This window comes from Escherichia sp. MOD1-EC7011 (assembly GCF_002965005.1).
Lineage (GTDB): Bacteria > Pseudomonadota > Gammaproteobacteria > Enterobacterales > Enterobacteriaceae > Escherichia > Escherichia ruysiae.
On sequence record NZ_PTRD01000003.1, the window covers coordinates 66,975 to 84,873 of the forward strand.

Annotated in this window: 18 protein-coding genes; 14 read left to right on the top strand and 4 right to left on the bottom strand. The window is 52.2% G+C overall.

Going from position 1 to position 17,899, the window contains the following annotated elements; all coding sequences use genetic code 11:
- Positions 1-127 precede the first annotated feature (127 nt).
- The 4 genes from gcvT (at position 128) to A7098_RS01905 (ending at position 5,598) form a co-directional block, all read left to right on the top strand.
- Positions 128-1,222: a glycine cleavage system aminomethyltransferase GcvT gene (gene gcvT, locus A7098_RS01890; protein ID WP_024212662.1), complete on the top strand. Its 1,095-nt coding sequence runs from the start codon at positions 128-130 to the stop codon at positions 1,220-1,222.
- Positions 1,223-1,245: 23 nt separating this feature from the next.
- The gene (gcvH, locus tag A7098_RS01895) at positions 1,246-1,635 is read left to right on the top strand and encodes a glycine cleavage system protein GcvH (RefSeq protein ID WP_002461349.1); all 390 of its coding nucleotides are present in this window, start codon (positions 1,246-1,248) and stop codon (positions 1,633-1,635) included.
- A gap of 117 nt (positions 1,636-1,752) precedes the next feature.
- Complete coding sequence (gene gcvP, locus A7098_RS01900; RefSeq protein ID WP_105280242.1) at positions 1,753-4,626, top strand: aminomethyl-transferring glycine dehydrogenase; 2,874 nt, start codon at positions 1,753-1,755, stop codon at positions 4,624-4,626.
- Positions 4,627-4,854: 228 nt separating this feature from the next.
- Positions 4,855-5,598 carry an SDR family oxidoreductase gene (locus A7098_RS01905; protein ID WP_105280243.1) on the top strand — a complete coding sequence of 248 codons (744 nt, stop codon included), beginning with the start codon at positions 4,855-4,857 and terminating at the stop codon, positions 5,596-5,598.
- 61 nt (positions 5,599-5,659) lie between these two features.
- Here A7098_RS01905 and bglA read toward each other — a convergent pair whose 3' ends face one another.
- Positions 5,660-7,093 (bottom strand): 6-phospho-beta-glucosidase BglA, encoded by a 1,434-nt coding sequence (bglA, locus tag A7098_RS01910; protein ID WP_157943558.1) that lies wholly within the window; start codon positions 7,091-7,093, stop codon positions 5,660-5,662.
- Positions 7,094-7,137: 44 nt separating this feature from the next.
- Between bglA and yqfB the strand changes: the two genes are divergently transcribed.
- Complete coding sequence (gene yqfB / locus A7098_RS01915; protein WP_001182940.1) at positions 7,138-7,449, top strand: N(4)-acetylcytidine aminohydrolase; 312 nt, start codon at positions 7,138-7,140, stop codon at positions 7,447-7,449.
- A gap of 163 nt (positions 7,450-7,612) precedes the next feature.
- Positions 7,613-8,272: a hemolysin III family protein gene (locus tag A7098_RS01920; RefSeq protein ID WP_105280245.1), complete on the top strand. Its 660-nt coding sequence runs from the start codon at positions 7,613-7,615 to the stop codon at positions 8,270-8,272.
- Between the two features lie 195 nt (positions 8,273-8,467).
- Here the strand turns inward: A7098_RS01920 and ygfZ are convergent, their stop codons facing one another.
- Entirely contained in the window at positions 8,468-9,448 is a 981-nt protein-coding gene (gene ygfZ, locus A7098_RS01925) for a tRNA-modifying protein YgfZ (protein WP_105280246.1), read from the bottom strand.
- A gap of 32 nt (positions 9,449-9,480) precedes the next feature.
- On the opposite strand from ygfZ, the gene A7098_RS23620 reads away from it, so the two are divergent.
- Genes A7098_RS23620 through A7098_RS01940 form a run of 3 tightly spaced genes read left to right on the top strand, consistent with a single transcriptional unit; the run spans position 9,481 to position 10,355 of the window.
- On the top strand, positions 9,481-9,711 hold the full coding sequence (locus A7098_RS23620; protein WP_000181265.1) for a hypothetical protein: 231 nt from the start codon (positions 9,481-9,483) through the stop codon (positions 9,709-9,711).
- On the top strand, positions 9,701-9,967 hold the full coding sequence (gene sdhE, locus A7098_RS01935) for an FAD assembly factor SdhE (RefSeq protein WP_000354042.1): 267 nt from the start codon (positions 9,701-9,703) through the stop codon (positions 9,965-9,967). Before A7098_RS23620 ends, sdhE begins: the two co-directional genes overlap by 11 nt.
- Positions 9,948-10,355, top strand: coding sequence for a protein YgfX (locus tag A7098_RS01940; RefSeq protein WP_000244788.1), 408 nt, complete (start codon positions 9,948-9,950; stop codon positions 10,353-10,355). Before sdhE ends, A7098_RS01940 begins: the two co-directional genes overlap by 20 nt.
- A gap of 39 nt (positions 10,356-10,394) precedes the next feature.
- On the opposite strand, the gene fldB is transcribed toward A7098_RS01940, so the two are convergent.
- Positions 10,395-10,916 carry a flavodoxin FldB gene (fldB, locus tag A7098_RS01945; RefSeq protein WP_001055878.1) on the bottom strand — a complete coding sequence of 174 codons (522 nt, stop codon included), beginning with the start codon at positions 10,914-10,916 and terminating at the stop codon, positions 10,395-10,397.
- Positions 10,917-11,027: 111 nt separating this feature from the next.
- Here fldB and xerD point away from each other — a divergent pair, with 111 nt between their 5' ends.
- The 5 genes from xerD to lysS all read left to right on the top strand — a co-directional run bounded on the left by xerD (position 11,028) and on the right by lysS (position 17,114).
- On the top strand, positions 11,028-11,924 hold the full coding sequence (xerD, locus tag A7098_RS01950) for a site-specific tyrosine recombinase XerD (RefSeq protein WP_000806626.1): 897 nt from the start codon (positions 11,028-11,030) through the stop codon (positions 11,922-11,924).
- A 24-nt stretch (positions 11,925-11,948) separates the two neighbouring features.
- Entirely contained in the window at positions 11,949-12,659 is a 711-nt protein-coding gene (dsbC, locus tag A7098_RS01955) for a bifunctional protein-disulfide isomerase/oxidoreductase DsbC (RefSeq protein ID WP_000715233.1), read from the top strand.
- A 5-nt stretch (positions 12,660-12,664) separates the two neighbouring features.
- Positions 12,665-14,398 carry a single-stranded-DNA-specific exonuclease RecJ gene (gene recJ / locus A7098_RS01960; RefSeq protein WP_000813172.1) on the top strand — a complete coding sequence of 578 codons (1,734 nt, stop codon included), beginning with the start codon at positions 12,665-12,667 and terminating at the stop codon, positions 14,396-14,398.
- A 90-nt stretch (positions 14,399-14,488) separates the two neighbouring features.
- A protein-coding gene (gene prfB / locus A7098_RS01965; RefSeq protein ID WP_001701073.1) for a peptide chain release factor 2 occupies positions 14,489-15,587 on the top strand; the annotation gives its coding sequence in 2 pieces (ribosomal slippage) (positions 14,489-14,563 and positions 14,565-15,587; 1,098 coding nt in all).
- A 9-nt stretch (positions 15,588-15,596) separates the two neighbouring features.
- Positions 15,597-17,114, top strand: a complete 1,518-nt coding sequence (gene lysS, locus A7098_RS01970; RefSeq protein WP_000003093.1) for a lysine--tRNA ligase — start codon at positions 15,597-15,599, stop codon at positions 17,112-17,114.
- Between the two features lie 219 nt (positions 17,115-17,333).
- Here the strand turns inward: lysS and idi are convergent, their stop codons facing one another.
- Entirely contained in the window at positions 17,334-17,882 is a 549-nt protein-coding gene (idi, locus tag A7098_RS01975; protein WP_105280247.1) for an isopentenyl-diphosphate Delta-isomerase, read from the bottom strand.
- Positions 17,883-17,899 lie beyond the last annotated feature (17 nt).

Sequence of the window (17,899 nt, forward strand, 5' to 3'; positions counted from 1 at the left end):
TTTCGGTGGTAAGTTCAGGGAAAAGAGAACGATTGCGTTGGGGACCGGGAGTGGCTCCGATGCTGGGTTTCGTGGTGATATTTTCGCCATGAAAAGTTGTCAGCCCCGCTTATTCAATGAGGACAAGATGGCACAACAGACTCCTTTGTACGAACAACACACGCTTTGCGGCGCTCGCATGGTAGATTTCCACGGCTGGATGATGCCGCTGCATTACGGTTCGCAAATCGACGAACATCATGCGGTACGTACCGATGCCGGAATGTTTGATGTGTCACATATGACCATCGTCGATCTTCGCGGCTGCCGCACCCGGGAGTTTCTGCGTTATCTGCTGGCGAACGATGTGGCGAAGCTCACCAAAAGCGGCAAAGCCCTTTACTCGGGGATGTTGAATGCCTCTGGCGGTGTGATAGATGATCTCATCGTCTACTACTTTACTGAAGATTTCTTCCGCCTCGTTGTTAACTCCGCCACCCGCGAAAAAGACCTCTCCTGGATTACCCAACACGCTGAACCTTTCGGCATCGAAATTACCGTTCGTGATGACCTTTCCATGATTGCCGTGCAAGGGCCGAATGCGCAGGCAAAAGCTGCCACACTGTTTAATGACGCCCAGCGTCAGGCGGTGGAAGGGATGAAACCGTTCTTTGGCGTGCAGGCGGGCGATCTGTTTATTGCCACCACTGGTTATACCGGTGAAGCGGGCTACGAAATTGCGCTGCCCAATGAAAAAGCGGCGGATTTCTGGCGCGCGCTGGTGGAAGCGGGCGTTAAGCCATGCGGCCTGGGCGCGCGTGACACGCTGCGTCTGGAAGCGGGTATGAATCTTTATAGTCAGGAGATGGACGAAACCATCTCTCCTTTAGCCGCCAATATGGGCTGGACTATCGCCTGGGAACCGGCAGATCGTGACTTTATTGGTCGTGAAGCTCTGGAAGCGCAGCGTGAACATGGCACAGAAAAACTGGTTGGTCTGGTGATGACCGAAAAAGGCGTGCTGCGTAATGAACTGCCGGTACGTTTTACCGATGCGCAGGGCAACCAGCATGAAGGCATTATCACCAGCGGTACTTTCTCCCCGACGCTGGGTTACAGCATTGCGCTGGCGCGCGTGCCGGAAGGTATTGGTGAAACAGCGATTGTGCAAATTCGCAACCGTGAAATGCCGGTTAAAGTGACGAAACCTGTTTTTGTGCGTAACGGCAAAGCCGTCGCGTGATTTACTTTTTTGGAGATTGATTGATGAGCAACGTACCAGCAGAACTGAAATACAGCAAAGAACACGAATGGCTGCGTAAAGAAGCCGACGGCACTTACACCGTTGGCATCACCGAACACGCTCAGGAGCTGTTAGGCGATATGGTGTTTGTTGACCTGCCGGAAGTGGGCGCAACGGTTAGCGCGGGCGATGACTGCGCGGTTGCCGAATCAGTAAAAGCGGCGTCAGACATTTATGCGCCAGTAAGCGGTGAAATCGTGGCGGTAAACGACGCACTGAGCGATTCCCCGGAACTGGTGAACAGCGAACCGTATGCAGGCGGTTGGATCTTTAAAATCAAAGCCAGCGATGAAAGCGAACTGGATTCACTGCTGGATGCGACCGCATACGAAGCATTGTTAGAAGACGAGTAACGGCTTTATTCCTCTTCTGCGGGAGAGGATCAGGGTGAGGAAATTTACGCCTCACCCTCACTCTCTTCGCAAGGAGAGAGGTTAACAATTCACTGCACGTTTCAGGAACCATCGCTCATGACACAGACGTTAAGCCAGCTTGAAAATAGCGGCGCTTTTATTGAACGCCATATCGGACCGGACGCCGCGCAACAGCAAGAAATGCTGAATGCCGTTGGTGCACAATCGTTAAACGCGCTGACCGGCCAGATTGTGCCGAAAGATATTCAGCTTGCGACTCCGCCGCAGGTTGGCGCACCGGCGACCGAATACGCCGCACTGGCAGAACTCAAGGCTATTGCCAGTCGCAATAAACGCTTCACGTCTTACATCGGCATGGGGTACACCGCCGTGCAGTTACCGCCGGTTATCCTGCGTAACATGCTGGAAAATCCGGGCTGGTATACCGCGTATACTCCGTATCAACCTGAAGTCTCCCAGGGCCGCCTTGAAGCACTACTCAACTTCCAGCAGGTAACGCTGGATTTAACCGGGCTGGATATGGCTTCGGCGTCTCTGCTGGACGAAGCTACCGCTGCCGCCGAAGCAATGGCGATGGCTAAACGCGTCAGCAAACTGAAAAATGCCAATCGCTTCTTCGTTGCTTCTGACGTTCATCCGCAAACGCTGGATGTGGTTCGCACCCGTGCCGAAACATTTGGTTTTGAAGTCATTGTCGATGACGCGCAAAAAGTGCTCGATCATCAGGAAGTCTTCGGCGTGCTGTTACAGCAGGTCGGTACTACTGGTGAAATTCACGACTACACTGCGCTTATCAGCGAACTGAAATCACGCAAAATTGTGGTCAGCGTTGCCGCCGATATTATGGCGCTGGTGCTGTTAACTGCGCCGGGTAAACAGGGCGCGGATATTGTTTTTGGTTCGGCGCAACGCTTCGGCGTGCCGATGGGCTACGGTGGCCCACACGCAGCATTCTTTGCGGCGAAAGATGAATACAAACGCTCCATGCCGGGGCGCATTATCGGCGTATCGAAAGATGCGGCTGGTAATACTGCGCTACGCATGGCAATGCAGACTCGTGAACAACATATTCGTCGCGAGAAAGCGAACTCGAACATTTGTACTTCCCAGGTTCTGCTGGCAAACATCGCCAGCCTGTATGCCGTTTATCACGGTCCGGTTGGTCTGAAACGTATCGCTAACCGTATTCATCGTCTGACCGATATTCTGGCTGCGGGGCTGCAACAAAAAGGTCTGAAGCTGCGCCATGCGCACTATTTCGACACCCTTTGTGTGGAAGTGGCAGACAAAGCGGGTGTACTGACGCGTGCCGAAGCGGCTGAAATCAACCTGCGTAGCGATATCCTGAACGCGGTTGGGATCACCCTTGATGAAACCACCACGCGTGAAAACGTGATGCAGCTTTTCAGCGTGCTGCTGGGCGATAACCACGGACTGGACATCGACACGCTGGACAAAGACGTGGCTCACGACAGCCGCTCTATTCAGCCTGCGATGCTGCGCGACGACGAAATCCTCACTCATCCGGTGTTTAATCGCTACCACAGCGAAACCGAAATGATGCGCTATATGCACTCGCTGGAGCGTAAAGATCTGGCGCTGAATCAGGCGATGATCCCGCTGGGTTCCTGCACCATGAAACTGAACGCCGCCGCCGAGATGATCCCAATCACCTGGCCGGAATTTGCCGAACTGCACCCGTTCTGCCCGCCGGAACAGGCCGAAGGTTATCAGCAGATGATTGCGCAGTTGGCTGACTGGCTGGTGAAACTGACCGGTTACGACGCCGTTTGTATGCAGCCGAACTCTGGCGCACAGGGCGAATATGCGGGCCTGCTGGCGATTCGTCATTATCATGAAAGCCGCAACGAAGGGCATCGCGATATCTGCCTGATCCCGGCTTCTGCGCACGGAACTAACCCCGCTTCCGCGCATATGGCAGGGATGCAAGTGGTGGTTGTGGCGTGTGATAAAAACGGCAACATCGATCTGACTGATCTGCGCGCGAAAGCGGAACAGGCGGGCGATAATCTCTCCTGCATCATGGTGACCTATCCTTCCACCCACGGCGTGTACGAAGAAACGATCCGTGAAGTGTGTGAAGTTGTACACCAGTTCGGCGGTCAGGTTTACCTTGATGGCGCGAACATGAACGCCCAGGTTGGCATCACCTCGCCGGGTTTTATTGGCGCGGACGTTTCGCACCTCAACCTGCATAAAACTTTCTGCATTCCGCACGGCGGTGGCGGCCCAGGTATGGGACCGATCGGCGTGAAAGCGCATCTGGCGCCGTTTGTACCGGGTCATAGCGTGGTGCAAATCGAAGGCATGTTAACCCGTCAGGGCGCGGTTTCTGCGGCACCGTTCGGTAGCGCATCCATTCTGCCAATCAGCTGGATGTACATCCGCATGATGGGCGCAGAAGGGCTGAAAAAAGCAAGCCAGGTGGCAATTCTTAACGCCAACTATATTGCCAGCCGCCTGCAGGATGCCTTCCCGGTGCTGTATACCGGTCGCGACGGTCGCGTGGCGCACGAATGTATTCTCGATATTCGCCCGCTGAAAGAAGAAACCGGCATCAGCGAGCTGGATATTGCCAAGCGCCTGATCGACTACGGTTTCCACGCGCCGACGATGTCGTTCCCGGTGGCGGGTACGCTGATGGTTGAACCGACTGAATCTGAAAGCAAAGTGGAACTGGATCGCTTTATCGACGCGATGCTGGCTATCCGCGCAGAAATTGATCAGGTGAAAGCTGGTGTCTGGCCGCTGGAAGATAACCCGCTGGTGAACGCGCCGCACATTCAGAGCGAACTGGTCGCCGAGTGGGCGCATCCGTACAGCCGTGAAGTTGCAGTATTCCCGGCAGGCGTGGCAGACAAATACTGGCCAACAGTGAAACGTCTGGATGATGTTTACGGCGACCGTAACCTGTTCTGCTCCTGCGTACCGATTAGCGAATACCAGTAATTTACTGATTCGACTATCTTCTAAAGGCGCTTCGGCGCCTTTGAGGCTGATGACAAACTCAACATTGCCTGATGCACTTCGTTTATCAGGCCTACATGGTCTCTGCAATGTATTGAATTTGCACGATCTTGTAGGCTGGATAAGGCGTTCACGCCGCATCCGGCATAAAAACGCACTTTGTCATCAATTTGAAAGGCGCTTCGGCGCCTTTATTTTTGGGGAAAACAAATGGCTATAGCACTTGTGACCGGTGGTAGTCGCGGCATTGGGCGGGCAACTGCGCTGCTGCTGGTAAAAGAAGGGTATACGGTGGCGGTTAATTATCAGCAAAACCTCCACGCGGCGCAGGAAGTGGTGAACTTAATAACGCAAGCCGGTGGCAAGGCATTTGTGCTCCAGGCGGATATCAGCGACGAAAATCAGGTTATCGCAATGTTTACAGCAATCGATCAGCGTGATGAACCGTTAGCCGCGCTGGTCAATAACGCAGGAATATTGTTTACCCAATGCACAGTGGAAAATCTCACCGCAGAGCGAATCAACCGAGTACTTTCCACCAACGTGACGGGTTATTTTCTCTGCTGCCGCGAGGCGGTAAAACGCATGGCGCTGAAAAACGGCGGCAGTGGCGGCGCTATCGTCAATGTTTCTTCGGTAGCAGCCAGGCTGGGATCACCCGGAGAATACGTTGATTATGCGGCATCGAAAGGGGCGATTGATACGTTAACCACAGGACTGTCGCTGGAAGTCGCCGCGCAGGGAATTCGCGTTAACGGCGTGCGGCCTGGGTTTATTTATACCGAAATGCACGCCAGCGGTGGCGAACCTGGACGCGTCGATCGCGTTAAGTCGAACATCCCCATGCAGCGCGGCGGACAGGCGGAAGAGGTCGCGCAGGCCATTGTCTGGCTGTTAAGCGATAAAGCCTCTTATGTCACGGGAAGTTTTATCGATTTGGCGGGTGGGAAATAAAGCAGGAAAGTTGTCTGACCGGATGCAACGCAACAAGCATTGCATCCGGTACTTCATCTACTTAAAGTTTCTCGCCGTTGCTGGCAATCACTTCTTTGTACCAGTTAAAGCTCTTCTTACGTGAACGCGACATATCACCAGTACCGTCGTCATGTTTATTCACATAGATAAAACCGTAGCGTTTGCTGTACTGCCCGGTGGTGAACGATACACAGTCGATGCAGCCCCACGGCGTGTAGCCTATCAGATCCACACCATCGTAAGTTACCGCTTTTTTCATCTCGTCAATATGGGCGCGCAGATAGTCAATGCGGTAGTCGTCGTTGATGCTGCCATCTTCTTCCACTTTGTCGTAAGCGCCAAAACCGTTTTCGACAATAAACAGCGGCTTCTGGTAACGCTCATACAATTCGCAAAGCGCGTAACGCAGACCTACCGGATCAATCTGCCAGCCCCAGTCAGACGCTTTAACATACGGGTTCGGTACGCTGCCTTCGAAACCAGAAATTGCATCGCCGGTGCCGCCTTCGGCCTTCACCGCGTTGGTCATGTAATAGCTGAAGCCAAGATAATCGCAGGTGCCTTCGCGCAGTACATCGAGATCGCCGTCTTCCATTTTGATGTTAAATCCGCGACGTTCCCACTCGTTCAATACATAAGAAGGGTAGTAGCCGCGTAGCTGGACATCGGTAAAGACGTAACGTTCGCGCATCGACTCCTGGGCAAACATTACATCGTCCGGGTTACAGGAGTAAGGATAGAGCGGCACCATCGCCAGCATACAGCCGACTTTCATCTCCGGGTTAATGCGACGCGCAGCTTTCACTGCCAGGGCGCTGGCGACAAACTGGTGATGCAGCACCTGATACATCGTCTCTTCCGGGTTTTCATGCTCGGTATACACCACGCCGGAGCAGCAGTAACCGAACAGCGGCGCACGCCAGTTACGCTGGTTGTTAATTTCGTTGAAGGTCATCCAGTATTTGACTTTGTGCTTATAGCGTTCAAATACCACTTCCGCGAAACGGACAAAGAAATCAACCACTTTACGGTTGGTCCAGCTACCGTATTGCTGCACCAGATGTAGCGGCATTTCAAAGTGGGAGAGGGTGATCACCGGTTCGATATTGTATTTCAGCAGTTCATCGAACATATCGTCGTAAAACTTCAGCCCTTCTTCGTTTGGCTGAGCTTCATCGCCTTTGGGGAAAATGCGTGTCCAGGCGATGGAAGTACGAAAACATTTGAAGCCCATTTCAGCGAAGAGCTTGATGTCTTCCTTGTAGTGACCGTAAAAATCTACCGCTTCATGGTTCGGATAGTATTTGCCCGGCAAGACTTCTTTGGTGATTTCGCGCGGCACGCCGTGTGCGCCACCTGTCAGTACGTCACAAATACTCGGCCCTTTGCCGCCTTTGTTCCAGCCGCCTTCGACCTGATGAGCGGCAACTGCGCCGCCCCATAAGAAATCTTTCGGTAAGGTGAGTTTTTTCACTATCATAGGCTCCAGATGAGTCAATTCTTACAGGAAATAGTACCATGCAGCCAAACGACATCACTTTTTTTCAACGATTCCAGGATGACATTCTGGCTGGGCGTAAAACCATCACAATCCGTGACGAGTCTGAATCGCACTTTAAAGCTGGCGATGTGCTTCGTGTCGGGCGCTTTGAAGATGACGGCTATTTTTGCACCATTGAAGTCACTGCAACCTCAACGGTGACGCTGGATACTCTCACAGAAAAACACGCACAACAGGAAAATATGACCCTGGCTGAATTGAAAAAGGTCATTGCCGACATCTATCCCGATCAGACACAGTTTTATGTGATTGAATTTAAATGTCTTTAAATTGAACTCACGCCTGTTAGTTGAAATTTTGCATTTAATTTCATGATTTTTCGGAGATTAATCTCAAATCAGAATTTATTTTAGCTAACAGGTGTTCACTGGAACTATTCTCAGTTACGCTGGAGAGGTATACACGTGCGTGTACGTTTCTCCGGAGTAAGTTATGGTTCAGAAGCCTCTCATTAAGCAGGGATATTCGCTGGCAGAGGAAATTGCCAACAGCGTCAGTCACGGTATTGGACTGGTGTTTGGTATCGTCGGGTTGGTATTGCTACTGGTTCAGGCGGTGGATCTCAATGCCAGCGCCACGGCGATAACCAGTTACAGCCTCTATGGCGGCAGTATGATCCTGCTGTTCCTCGCTTCGACGCTTTATCATGCCATTCCTCATCAACGGGCAAAAATGTGGCTGAAGAAATTTGACCACTGCGCCATTTATCTGTTGATTGCCGGAACCTACACGCCGTTTTTGCTGGTGGGGCTGGATTCTCCGTTAGCGCGCGGGCTGATGATTGTTATCTGGAGCCTGGCATTGCTGGGGATTCTGTTCAAACTGACCATCGCGCACCGATTTAAAATCTTATCTCTGGTGACCTATCTGGCGATGGGCTGGCTGTCGCTGGTGGTGATTTATGAAATGGCAGTTAAGCTCGCGGCGGGCAGCGTTACCTTACTGGCGGTCGGTGGCGTGGTTTACTCGCTTGGCGTGGTTTTCTACGTCTGCAAACGCATTCCCTACAACCACGCCATCTGGCACGGCTTTGTGCTCGGCGGTAGCGTGTGCCATTTTCTGGCGATCTATTTGTATATTGGGCTGGCGTAATTGGTATGCCTTTGTAGGAATGAAAAGACACACCAGCGTCGCATCAGGCATCAGAGCGCAACTGCCGGATGCGGCGTGAACGCCTTATCCGGCCTACGGGCTACGTCCCTGTTGTGATAAAGGCACCAAATCCCAGGCCTGATAAGGCGCGGTAGCATCGCATCAGGCAATAGATTCCCGAAGCGATACAGAAATTTACTCTTCCAGCGAATACGGCAGCGGCTCGATATGCAATGTATTCGCATCGTCACGAACGCGGAAAACGCTGTCCGGTTCCATGTCGTTATTCATGACGACCTGCACTACGACCTGCCCATCTTCCAGTTTGACCGCCGCCAGCACGGTTCCGGTACGACGCCAGTTTTCGCCCATTTTCAGCTCTAAGTCTTCACCTGCTTCCGGCAGCCGGCTGGCGCTACCTGCCAGCAACCAGAGCGCGCGTTTGTTGGCACCACGGAATTTTGCTCGCGCTACCATCTCTTGCCCGGTATAGCAGCCTTTCTTAAAGCTGATGCCGCCCAGCGCCTGGAGGTTGGTCGCCTGGGGGATAAACTGCCCGCTGTTAGGCGCATCAATCACCGGGAAACCCGCTTCAATGTTTAATGCCAGCCATTGTTGGCTATTATTCAGTTCCGCTTCGCCGCGAAGCTTGTCGGTCAGCATACTGGCGGTAGTTTCATCGGTCACGATCAGAAAACGTTCTGCTGGGTGTTCAAACCAAAGTAGTGTCGTCACACCTTCTCTGACTACCTGTTTTTCCTTCGAAGGCAGTTCACTAAAGAGATTCGCCAGCGCGGCGCGAGCCTGAAAACCGGCAACACCGAGAAGCACACGCTCGTCGTCTGGCGCGATGGTCACTTTAGAAAATACCGCATATTTTTTCAGTTCAGTCAGTTGCGATTCACGCACGCTGCGCCGTTCAATCCACGCAAAGCCATCGCCATCGCGAAACAGACGCAAATTGCTCCACATTTTACCTTTAGCATCGCAATGTGCGGCGAGCAGGTGCTGATCTTCTGTCATCTGGCTGACATCTGCTGTCACCTGACCTTGTATATATTTTTCGCTGTCCGTGCCAGTAATGGTGGCAAGCGCCCAGTCATCAAGCGTCATCAGCGTCAACGGTAAACGGGCAGAGGCCGTAGGCTGACGGGGAGGAAAAGGTGTAAAAGCCATAATGGAGTCCTGTTTTACAAACGGCGTAATTAATGACTAATGGTAAAAGAGCTATGGGGCATTGCAAGTGCTTTCACTACGCGATCTGTGCCTTCAGCCAGGCTTTGCGAGGTGACTTCCAAAAAAATGAAGCCTTTGAATTGTTGTGGATTAATTTCGCGATCGTGATTGTGTTTACCGATATTCCCGCAAAAGAAGTCGAAAAACACGTTACAATAGCCAGGTACTGGATTTTCGTGAGACAGGAAGAAGATGGACATTAACAACAAAGCCCGCATTCATTGGGCATGCCGCCGTGGTATGCGCGAACTTGATATTTCGATCATGCCGTTTTTCGAACATGAGTACGACAGCTTAAGCGATGACGAAAAACACATCTTTATTCGTCTGCTGGAATGTGACGATCCCGATCTGTTCAACTGGCTGATGAATCACGGTAAACCGGCCGATGCAGAACTGGAAATGATGGTCCGACTCATCCAGACACGGAACCGGGAACGTGGTCCTGTGGCAATCTGAACTGCGCGTCTCCTGGCGCGCGCAGTGGCTTTCCTTGCTGATTCATGGGCTGGTTGCCGCTGTTATTTTGCTCATGCCCTGGCCGCTTAGTTACACCCCGTTATGGCTGGTGTTGCTTTCGCTGGTGGTGTTTGATTGCGTCCGCAGCCAGCGGCGCATTAATGCTCGCCAGGGAGAGATTCGTCTGCTGATGGATGGGCGTTTGCGCTGGCAGGGGCAGGAGTGGAGCATCGTCAAAGCGCCGTGGATGATTAAAAGCGGCATGATGTTGCGTCTACGTTCTGATAGCGGCAAACGTCAGCATCTGTGGCTGGCAGCAGACAGCATGGATGAAGCCGAATGGCGGGATTTGCGGCGGATTTTGTTACAGCAGGAGACGCAAAGATAATGGCGACGGCAAAGCGAGTGCGCTATGCCGTCAGTAATCTCAGGCGTAATGCTCTGCCATTTCGTTGAGGATTTGCTCACACCAGCTCTGAATACGCTCGTCGCTAAGGTCATACTGGTTAGTTTCGTCCAGCGCCAGACCCACGAAGAGTTGTCCGTCAGCAATCACCGGTTTCGGGCTGGTAAACTCATATCCTTCCGTGGGCCAGTAGCCGACGAACTTCACGCCTTTGGTCGAGAGTTTGTCATGCAGCATACCGAGTGCATCGAGGAACCACTCACCATATCCCAGTTGATCGCCTAATCCATATAGCGCAACAATTTTACCTTTGAGATTCAGGTCGTCGAGCTGATCCCAGACGGCTTCCCAGTCTTCCTGGATTTCGCCAAAATCCCAGGTCGGGATACCCAGAATGAGCACATCGTACTGCTCCATTAATTTCGGGGAGTCGTCCTTGAGGTTATGTAAGGTCACCAGTTCTGGGCCGATAATATCGCGGATTTTTTCTGCCGCCATTTCGGTGTAACAGGTGCTGGAACCGTAAAAAAGACCCATATTCATAACGTAAGCTTCTCGATTCTGCTGTGGCTTTTGCGGCTAGTGTATCAGAATCGCTTTAGTCACGGCACAATAAGGCATAATGGATCAAACGAGTAACGATAAGGGGCGCAAGTGAAACAGGATCTGGCATGCATCGAGCAGTTTCTTGATGCCCTGTGGCTGGAGAAAAATCTGGCAGAAAATACGTTGAACGCATATCGTCGCGATCTGTCAATGATGGTGGAGTGGTTGCATCATCGTGGATTGACGCTGGCAACGGCGCAAAGCGGCGACTTACAGGCATTACTGGCAGAACGGCTGGAAGGCGGGTATAAAGCCACCAGTTCCGCTCGTTTGCTGAGTGCGGTGCGCCGATTGTTCCAGTATCTTTATCGCGAAAAGTTTCGTGAAGACGATCCCAGTGCGCATCTTGCTTCGCCGAAATTACCCCAGCGTCTACCGAAAGATTTAAGTGAAGCGCAAGTCGAAAGGTTATTGCAGGCACCGTTGGTTGATCAGCCTCTGGAGCTACGCGACAAAGCGATGCTCGAAGTGCTGTATGCTACCGGATTGCGTGTCTCTGAACTTGTAGGGTTGACGATGAGCGATATCAGCTTGCGTCAGGGCGTGGTGCGGGTAATCGGTAAAGGCAATAAAGAACGCCTGGTGCCGTTAGGTGAAGAGGCAGTCTACTGGCTGGAAACCTATCTGGAACACGGGCGACCGTGGTTGCTAAACGGTGTGTCGATTGATGTACTGTTTCCCAGCCAGCGTGCGCAGCAGATGACGAGACAAACTTTCTGGCATCGCATTAAACATTATGCCGTGCTGGCGGGGATCGACAGCGAAAAGCTGTCACCGCATGTGTTGCGTCACGCTTTTGCCACTCATTTATTAAATCATGGTGCGGATTTACGCGTGGTACAGATGCTACTGGGCCACAGCGATCTTTCCACCACGCAAATTTATACGCATGTCGCTACTGAGCGTCTGCGGCAACTTCATCAACAGCATCACCCTCGGGCGTGATAGCTGAAAAGAACGGGATGACTTATGAAGAAAGGTTTTATGTTGTTTACTTTGTTGACGGCGTTTTCTGGCTTTGCTCAGGCTGATGACACGGCAATTCAACAAACGCTAGCCAAAATGGGCATTAAAAGCAGCGATATTCAGCCAGCACCCGTGGCAGGCATGAAGACAGTTCTGACTAACAGCGGTGTGTTGTACATCACCGATGATGGTAAACACATCATTCAGGGGCCAATGTATGACGTTAGCGGCGCGGCACCGATCAACGTCACCAACCAGATGCTGTTAAAGCAACTGAATGCGCTGGAAAAAGAGATGATTATCTACAAAGCGCCGCAAGAAAAGCACGTCATCACCGTGTTTACCGACATTACCTGCGGTTACTGCCACAAAATGCATGAGCAGATGGCTGACTACAACGCGCTGGGGATCACCGTGCGTTATCTCGCGTTCCCGCGCCAGGGGCTGGAGAGCCAGGCTGAACAACAAATGAAAGCCATCTGGTGTGCAAAAGATAAAAACAAAGCGTTTGATGATGTGATGGCAGGTAAAGCTGCCACTCCGGCAAGTTGCGATATCGATATTGCCGACCATTACGCACTTGGCGTACAGCTTGGCGTTAGTGGTACTCCGGCAGTTGTGCTGAGCAATGGCACACTTGTTCCGGGTTACCAGCCGCCGAAAGCGATGAAAGAATTCCTCGACGAACATCAAAAAATGACCAGCGGTAAATAATTCGCGTGAAACAACAGATACAACTTCGTCGTCGTGAAGTCGACGAAACGGCAGACTTGCCCGCTGACTTGCCCCCCTTGCTGCGGCGTTTATACGCCAGTCGGGGCGTGCGCAGCGCGCAGGAACTGGAGCGCAGCGTTAAAGGTATGCTGCCCTGGCAGCAACTGAGCGGTGTCGAAAAGGCCGTTGAGATCCTTTACAACGCTTTTCGCGAAGGAACGCGGATTATTGTGGTCGGGGATTTCGATGCCGACGGTGCCACCAGCACAGCTCTTAGCGTGCTGGCGATGCGTTCTCTCGGCTGTGACAACATCGACTACCTTGTACCGAACCGTTTCGAAGACGGTTACGGCTTAAGTCCTGAAGTGGTCGATCAAGCTCATGCGCGTGGTGCGCAGTTGATTGTAACGGTTGATAACGGCATTTCTTCTCACGCAGGAGTTGAACATGCTCGCTCGTTGGGCATTCCGGTTATTGTTACCGATCATCATTTGCCTGGCGAAACTTTACCTGCGGCGGAAGCCATTATTAATCCTAATCTGCGTGACTGCGAGTTCCCGTCGAAATCGCTGGCAGGCGTTGGCGTTGCGTTTTATCTGATGCTGGCGTTACGCACCTTTTTGCGCGATCGGGGGTGGTTCGATGAGCGTGGTATCGCAATACCGAATCTGGCGGAATTGCTGGATCTGGTGGCGCTGGGTACGGTGGCGGACGTAGTGCCGCTGGACGCCAATAATCGCATTCTGACCTGGCAGGGGATGAGTCGCATTCGTGCCGGGAAATGCCGCCCGGGGATTAAAGCCCTGCTGGAAGTGGCAAACCGCGATGCACAAAAACTCGCTGCCAGCGATTTAGGTTTTGCGCTGGGGCCGCGTCTCAATGCCGCCGGACGACTGGATGATATGTCCGTTGGCGTGGCACTGTTACTTTGCGACAACATCGGCGAAGCGCGCGTTCTGGCTAATGAGCTTGATGCACTAAACCAGACGCGAAAAGAGATTGAACAGGGAATGCAGGTCGAAGCACTGACCTTGTGCGAGCAACTGGAGCGTAGCCGCGATACGCTGCCTGGCGGGCTGGCAATGTATCATCCTGAATGGCATCAGGGCGTCGTTGGTATTCTGGCTTCGCGCATCAAAGAGCGTTTTCATCGTCCGGTTATCGCCTTTGCGCCTGCGGGCGACGGTACGCTGAAAGGTTCTGGTCGCTCCATCCAGGGATTGCATATGCGTGATGCGCTGGAGCGGTTAGACACGCTCTACCCTGGCATGATGCTCAAGTTTGGCGGTCATGCGATGGCGGCAGGATTGTCGCTGGAAGAGGACAAATTCGAACTCTTTCAGCAACGCTTTGGCGAACTGGTTACCGAGTGGCTGGATCCGGCATTATTACAGGGTGAAGTAGTTTCCGACGGCCCGTTAAGTGCAGCGGAGATGACCATGGAAGTTGCGCAACTGCTGCGTGATGCCGGTCCGTGGGGGCAGATGTTCCCGGAACCGCTGTTTGACGGTCATTTTCGCCTGCTGCAACAGCGGTTGGTGGGAGAGCGCCATTTGAAAGTTATGGTTGAACCGGTCGGCGGCGGCCCGCTGCTGGATGGTATTGCTTTTAATGTCGATACCGCCCTCTGGCCGGATAACGGCGTTCGTGAAGTACAACTGGCCTACAAGCTGGATATCAACGAGTTTCGCGGCAACCGCAGTCTACAGATTATCATCGATAATATCTGGCCACTTTAGCATCGTCTTCTCTATAAAAAAGAGTGTGGATTGGGTACAATCCCGCTCTTATCACCGCATTTTGACTAGCTCAATAAAAGAAATCAGACCATGTTTGAAATTAATCCGGTAAATAATCGCATTCAGGACCTCACGGAACGCTCCGACGTTCTTAGGGGGTATCTTTGACTACGACGCCAAGAAAGAGCGTCTGGAAGAAGTAAACGCCGAGCTGGAACAGCCGGATGTCTGGAACGAACCCGAACGCGCACAGGCGCTGGGTAAAGAGCGTTCCTCCCTCGAGGCTGTTGTCGATACCCTCGACCAAATGAAACAAGGGCTGGAAGATGTTTCCGGTCTGCTGGAACTGGCTGTAGAAGCTGACGACGAAGAAACCTTTAACGAAGCCGTTGCTGAACTCGACGCCCTGGAAGAAAAACTGGCGCAGCTTGAGTTCCGCCGCATGTTCTCCGGCGAATATGACAGCGCCGACTGCTACCTTGATATCCAGGCTGGTTCCGGCGGTACGGAAGCGCAGGACTGGGCAAGTATGCTTGAGCGTATGTATCTGCGCTGGGCAGAATCGCGCGGTTTCAAAACTGAAATTATCGAAGAGTCGGAAGGTGAAGTAGCGGGTATCAAATCCGTGACTATCAAGATCTCCGGCGATTACGCTTATGGTTGGCTGCGCACAGAAACCGGTGTTCACCGTCTGGTGCGTAAAAGCCCGTTTGACTCCGGCGGTCGTCGCCACACGTCATTTAGTTCCGCGTTTGTTTACCCAGAAGTGGATGACGATATTGATATCGAAATCAACCCAGCGGATCTGCGCATTGATGTCTATCGCGCGTCCGGTGCGGGCGGTCAGCACGTTAACCGTACCGAATCTGCGGTGCGTATTACTCACATCCCGACCGGGATTGTGACCCAGTGCCAGAACGACCGTTCCCAGCACAAGAACAAAGACCAGGCCATGAAGCAGATGAAAGCAAAACTTTATGAACTGGAGATGCAGAAGAAGAATGCTGAGAAACAGGCGATGGAAGACAATAAATCTGACATCGGCTGGGGCAGCCAGATTCGTTCTTATGTCCTTGATGACTCCCGCATTAAAGATCTGCGCACCGGGGTTGAAACCCGCAACACGCAGGCAGTGCTGGATGGCAGCCTGGATCAATTTATCGAAGCAAGTTTGAAAGCTGGGTTATAAGGAACCAACATGTCTGAACAACACGTACAAGGCACTGACGCGGTAACCGATCTTAACAATGAACTGAAAACTCGTCGCGAAAAGCTGGCGAACCTGCGCGAGCAGGGGATTGCCTTTCCGAATGATTTTCGTCGCGACCATACTTCTGACCAACTGCATACAGACTTCGACGGTAAAGAGAACGAAGAGCTGGAAGAGTTGAACATCGAAGTTGCTGTAGCTGGTCGCATGATGACTCGCCGAATTATGGGTAAAGCCTCTTTCGTTACCCTGCAGGACGTCGGTGGTCGCATTCAGCTGTATGTAGCTCGTGATGATCTGCCGGAAGGCGTTTATAACGATCAATTTAAGAAATGGGATCTTGGCGATATTATCGGCGCAAAAGGTAAGCTGTTTAAAACCAAAACCGGCGAGCTGTCTATCCACTGCACCGAGCTGCGTCTGCTGACCAAAGCACTGCGCCCGCTGCCAGACAAATTCCACGGCTTGCAAGATCAGGAAGCGCGTTATCGTCAGCGTTATCTGGATCTCATCTCTAACGATGATTCCCGCAACACCTTTAAAGTGCGTTCACAGATCCTCTCTGGCATTCGCCAGTTCATGGTGAATCGCGGCTTTATGGAAGTTGAAACCCCGATGATGCAGGTGATCCCGGGCGGTGCGGCAGCACGTCCGTTTATTACCCATCACAACGCGCTGGATCTCGACATGTACCTGCGTATTGCGCCGGAACTGTACCTCAAGCGTCTGGTGGTTGGCGGTTTTGAACGCGTGTTCGAAATCAACCGTAACTTCCGTAACGAAGGTATCTCCGTGCGCCATAACCCAGAGTTCACCATGATGGAACTCTATATGGCTTACGCGGATTACAAAGATCTGATCGAACTGACCGAATCGCTGTTCCGCACTCTGGCTCAGGATATTCTCGGTAAGACTGAAGTAACCTACGGTGATGTGGTACTGGACTTCGGTAAGCCGTTCGAAAAACTGACCATGCGTGAAGCGATTAAGAAATATCGCCCGGAAACCGACATGGCAGACCTGGATAACTTTGACTCTGCGAAAGCGATTGCTGAATCTCTCGGCATTCACGTTGAGAAGAGCTGGGGGCTGGGTCGTATTGTGACCGAGATCTTTGACGAAGTGGCAGAAGCGAATCTGATTCAGCCGACCTTCATTACTGAATACCCGGCTGAAGTTTCTCCGCTGGCGCGTCGTAACGACGTCAACCCGGAAATCACCGATCGCTTTGAATTCTTTATTGGCGGTCGTGAGATTGGTAACGGCTTTAGCGAACTGAACGATGCAGAAGATCAGGCGCAGCGTTTCCTGGATCAGGTTGCGGCGAAAGACGCAGGCGACGATGAAGCAATGTTCTACGATGAAGATTACGTTACTGCACTGGAACATGGTCTGCCGCCGACAGCAGGTCTGGGAATTGGTATCGACCGTATGGTTATGCTTTTCACCAACAGCCATACTATCCGCGACGTTATTCTGTTCCCGGCGATGCGTCCGGTAAAATAAGTATTACGCGTAAGCACATAACCCCGGCAACCGTCGGGGTTATGGCTGATGACAAATGCAAAATTGCCTGATGCGCTACGCTTATCAGGCCTACACGGTCTCTGCAATAGATTGAATTTTCATGATTTTGTAGGCTGAATAAGGCGTTTACGCCGCATCCGGCATGAAACAGCGAGCACATTGGCAGCAATTTCTTACCCCGACAACCGTCGGGGTTTTTTATTTAAGCTGTGTAAATGCAGACAATTGTTTTCTGGCTTCGCTATTGGCTGCCTGCATCACCATCCACGGGCTGAATGCCCACGGCGTGGCATCAATACCGCGTAATACATCTGCTAAATCACACCATTGATAATCCATCACTTCATCATTGTTGGGTTGTAACTCGCTGATCACGCGTGCGGCAAATACCGGGCACACTTCATTTTCGACAATGCCACACGGATCGGTGACGCGGTAGTGAAAGTCAGGATAGACCGGTTCTGGTGATGTTATTTCCACACCCAGTTCAAAGCGGCAACGGCGGATCACCGCGTCTTCGTTGCTTTCTCCCAATTGTGGATGCCCACAAACCGAGTTTGTCCACACACCCGGCCATGCTTTTTTGCTCAGTGCGCGGCGGGTAACTAATAATTGCCCTTTGGCATTAAACAGCCAACTGGAGAACGCGAGATGTAAGGGGGTATTTGCCGTGTGTGCAGCATATTTTTCCAGTGTACCCGAAGGGACTCCCTGTGCATTCAGTAAAATGACGTGTTCCGTTTGCATAATTTCTCACATGTAAT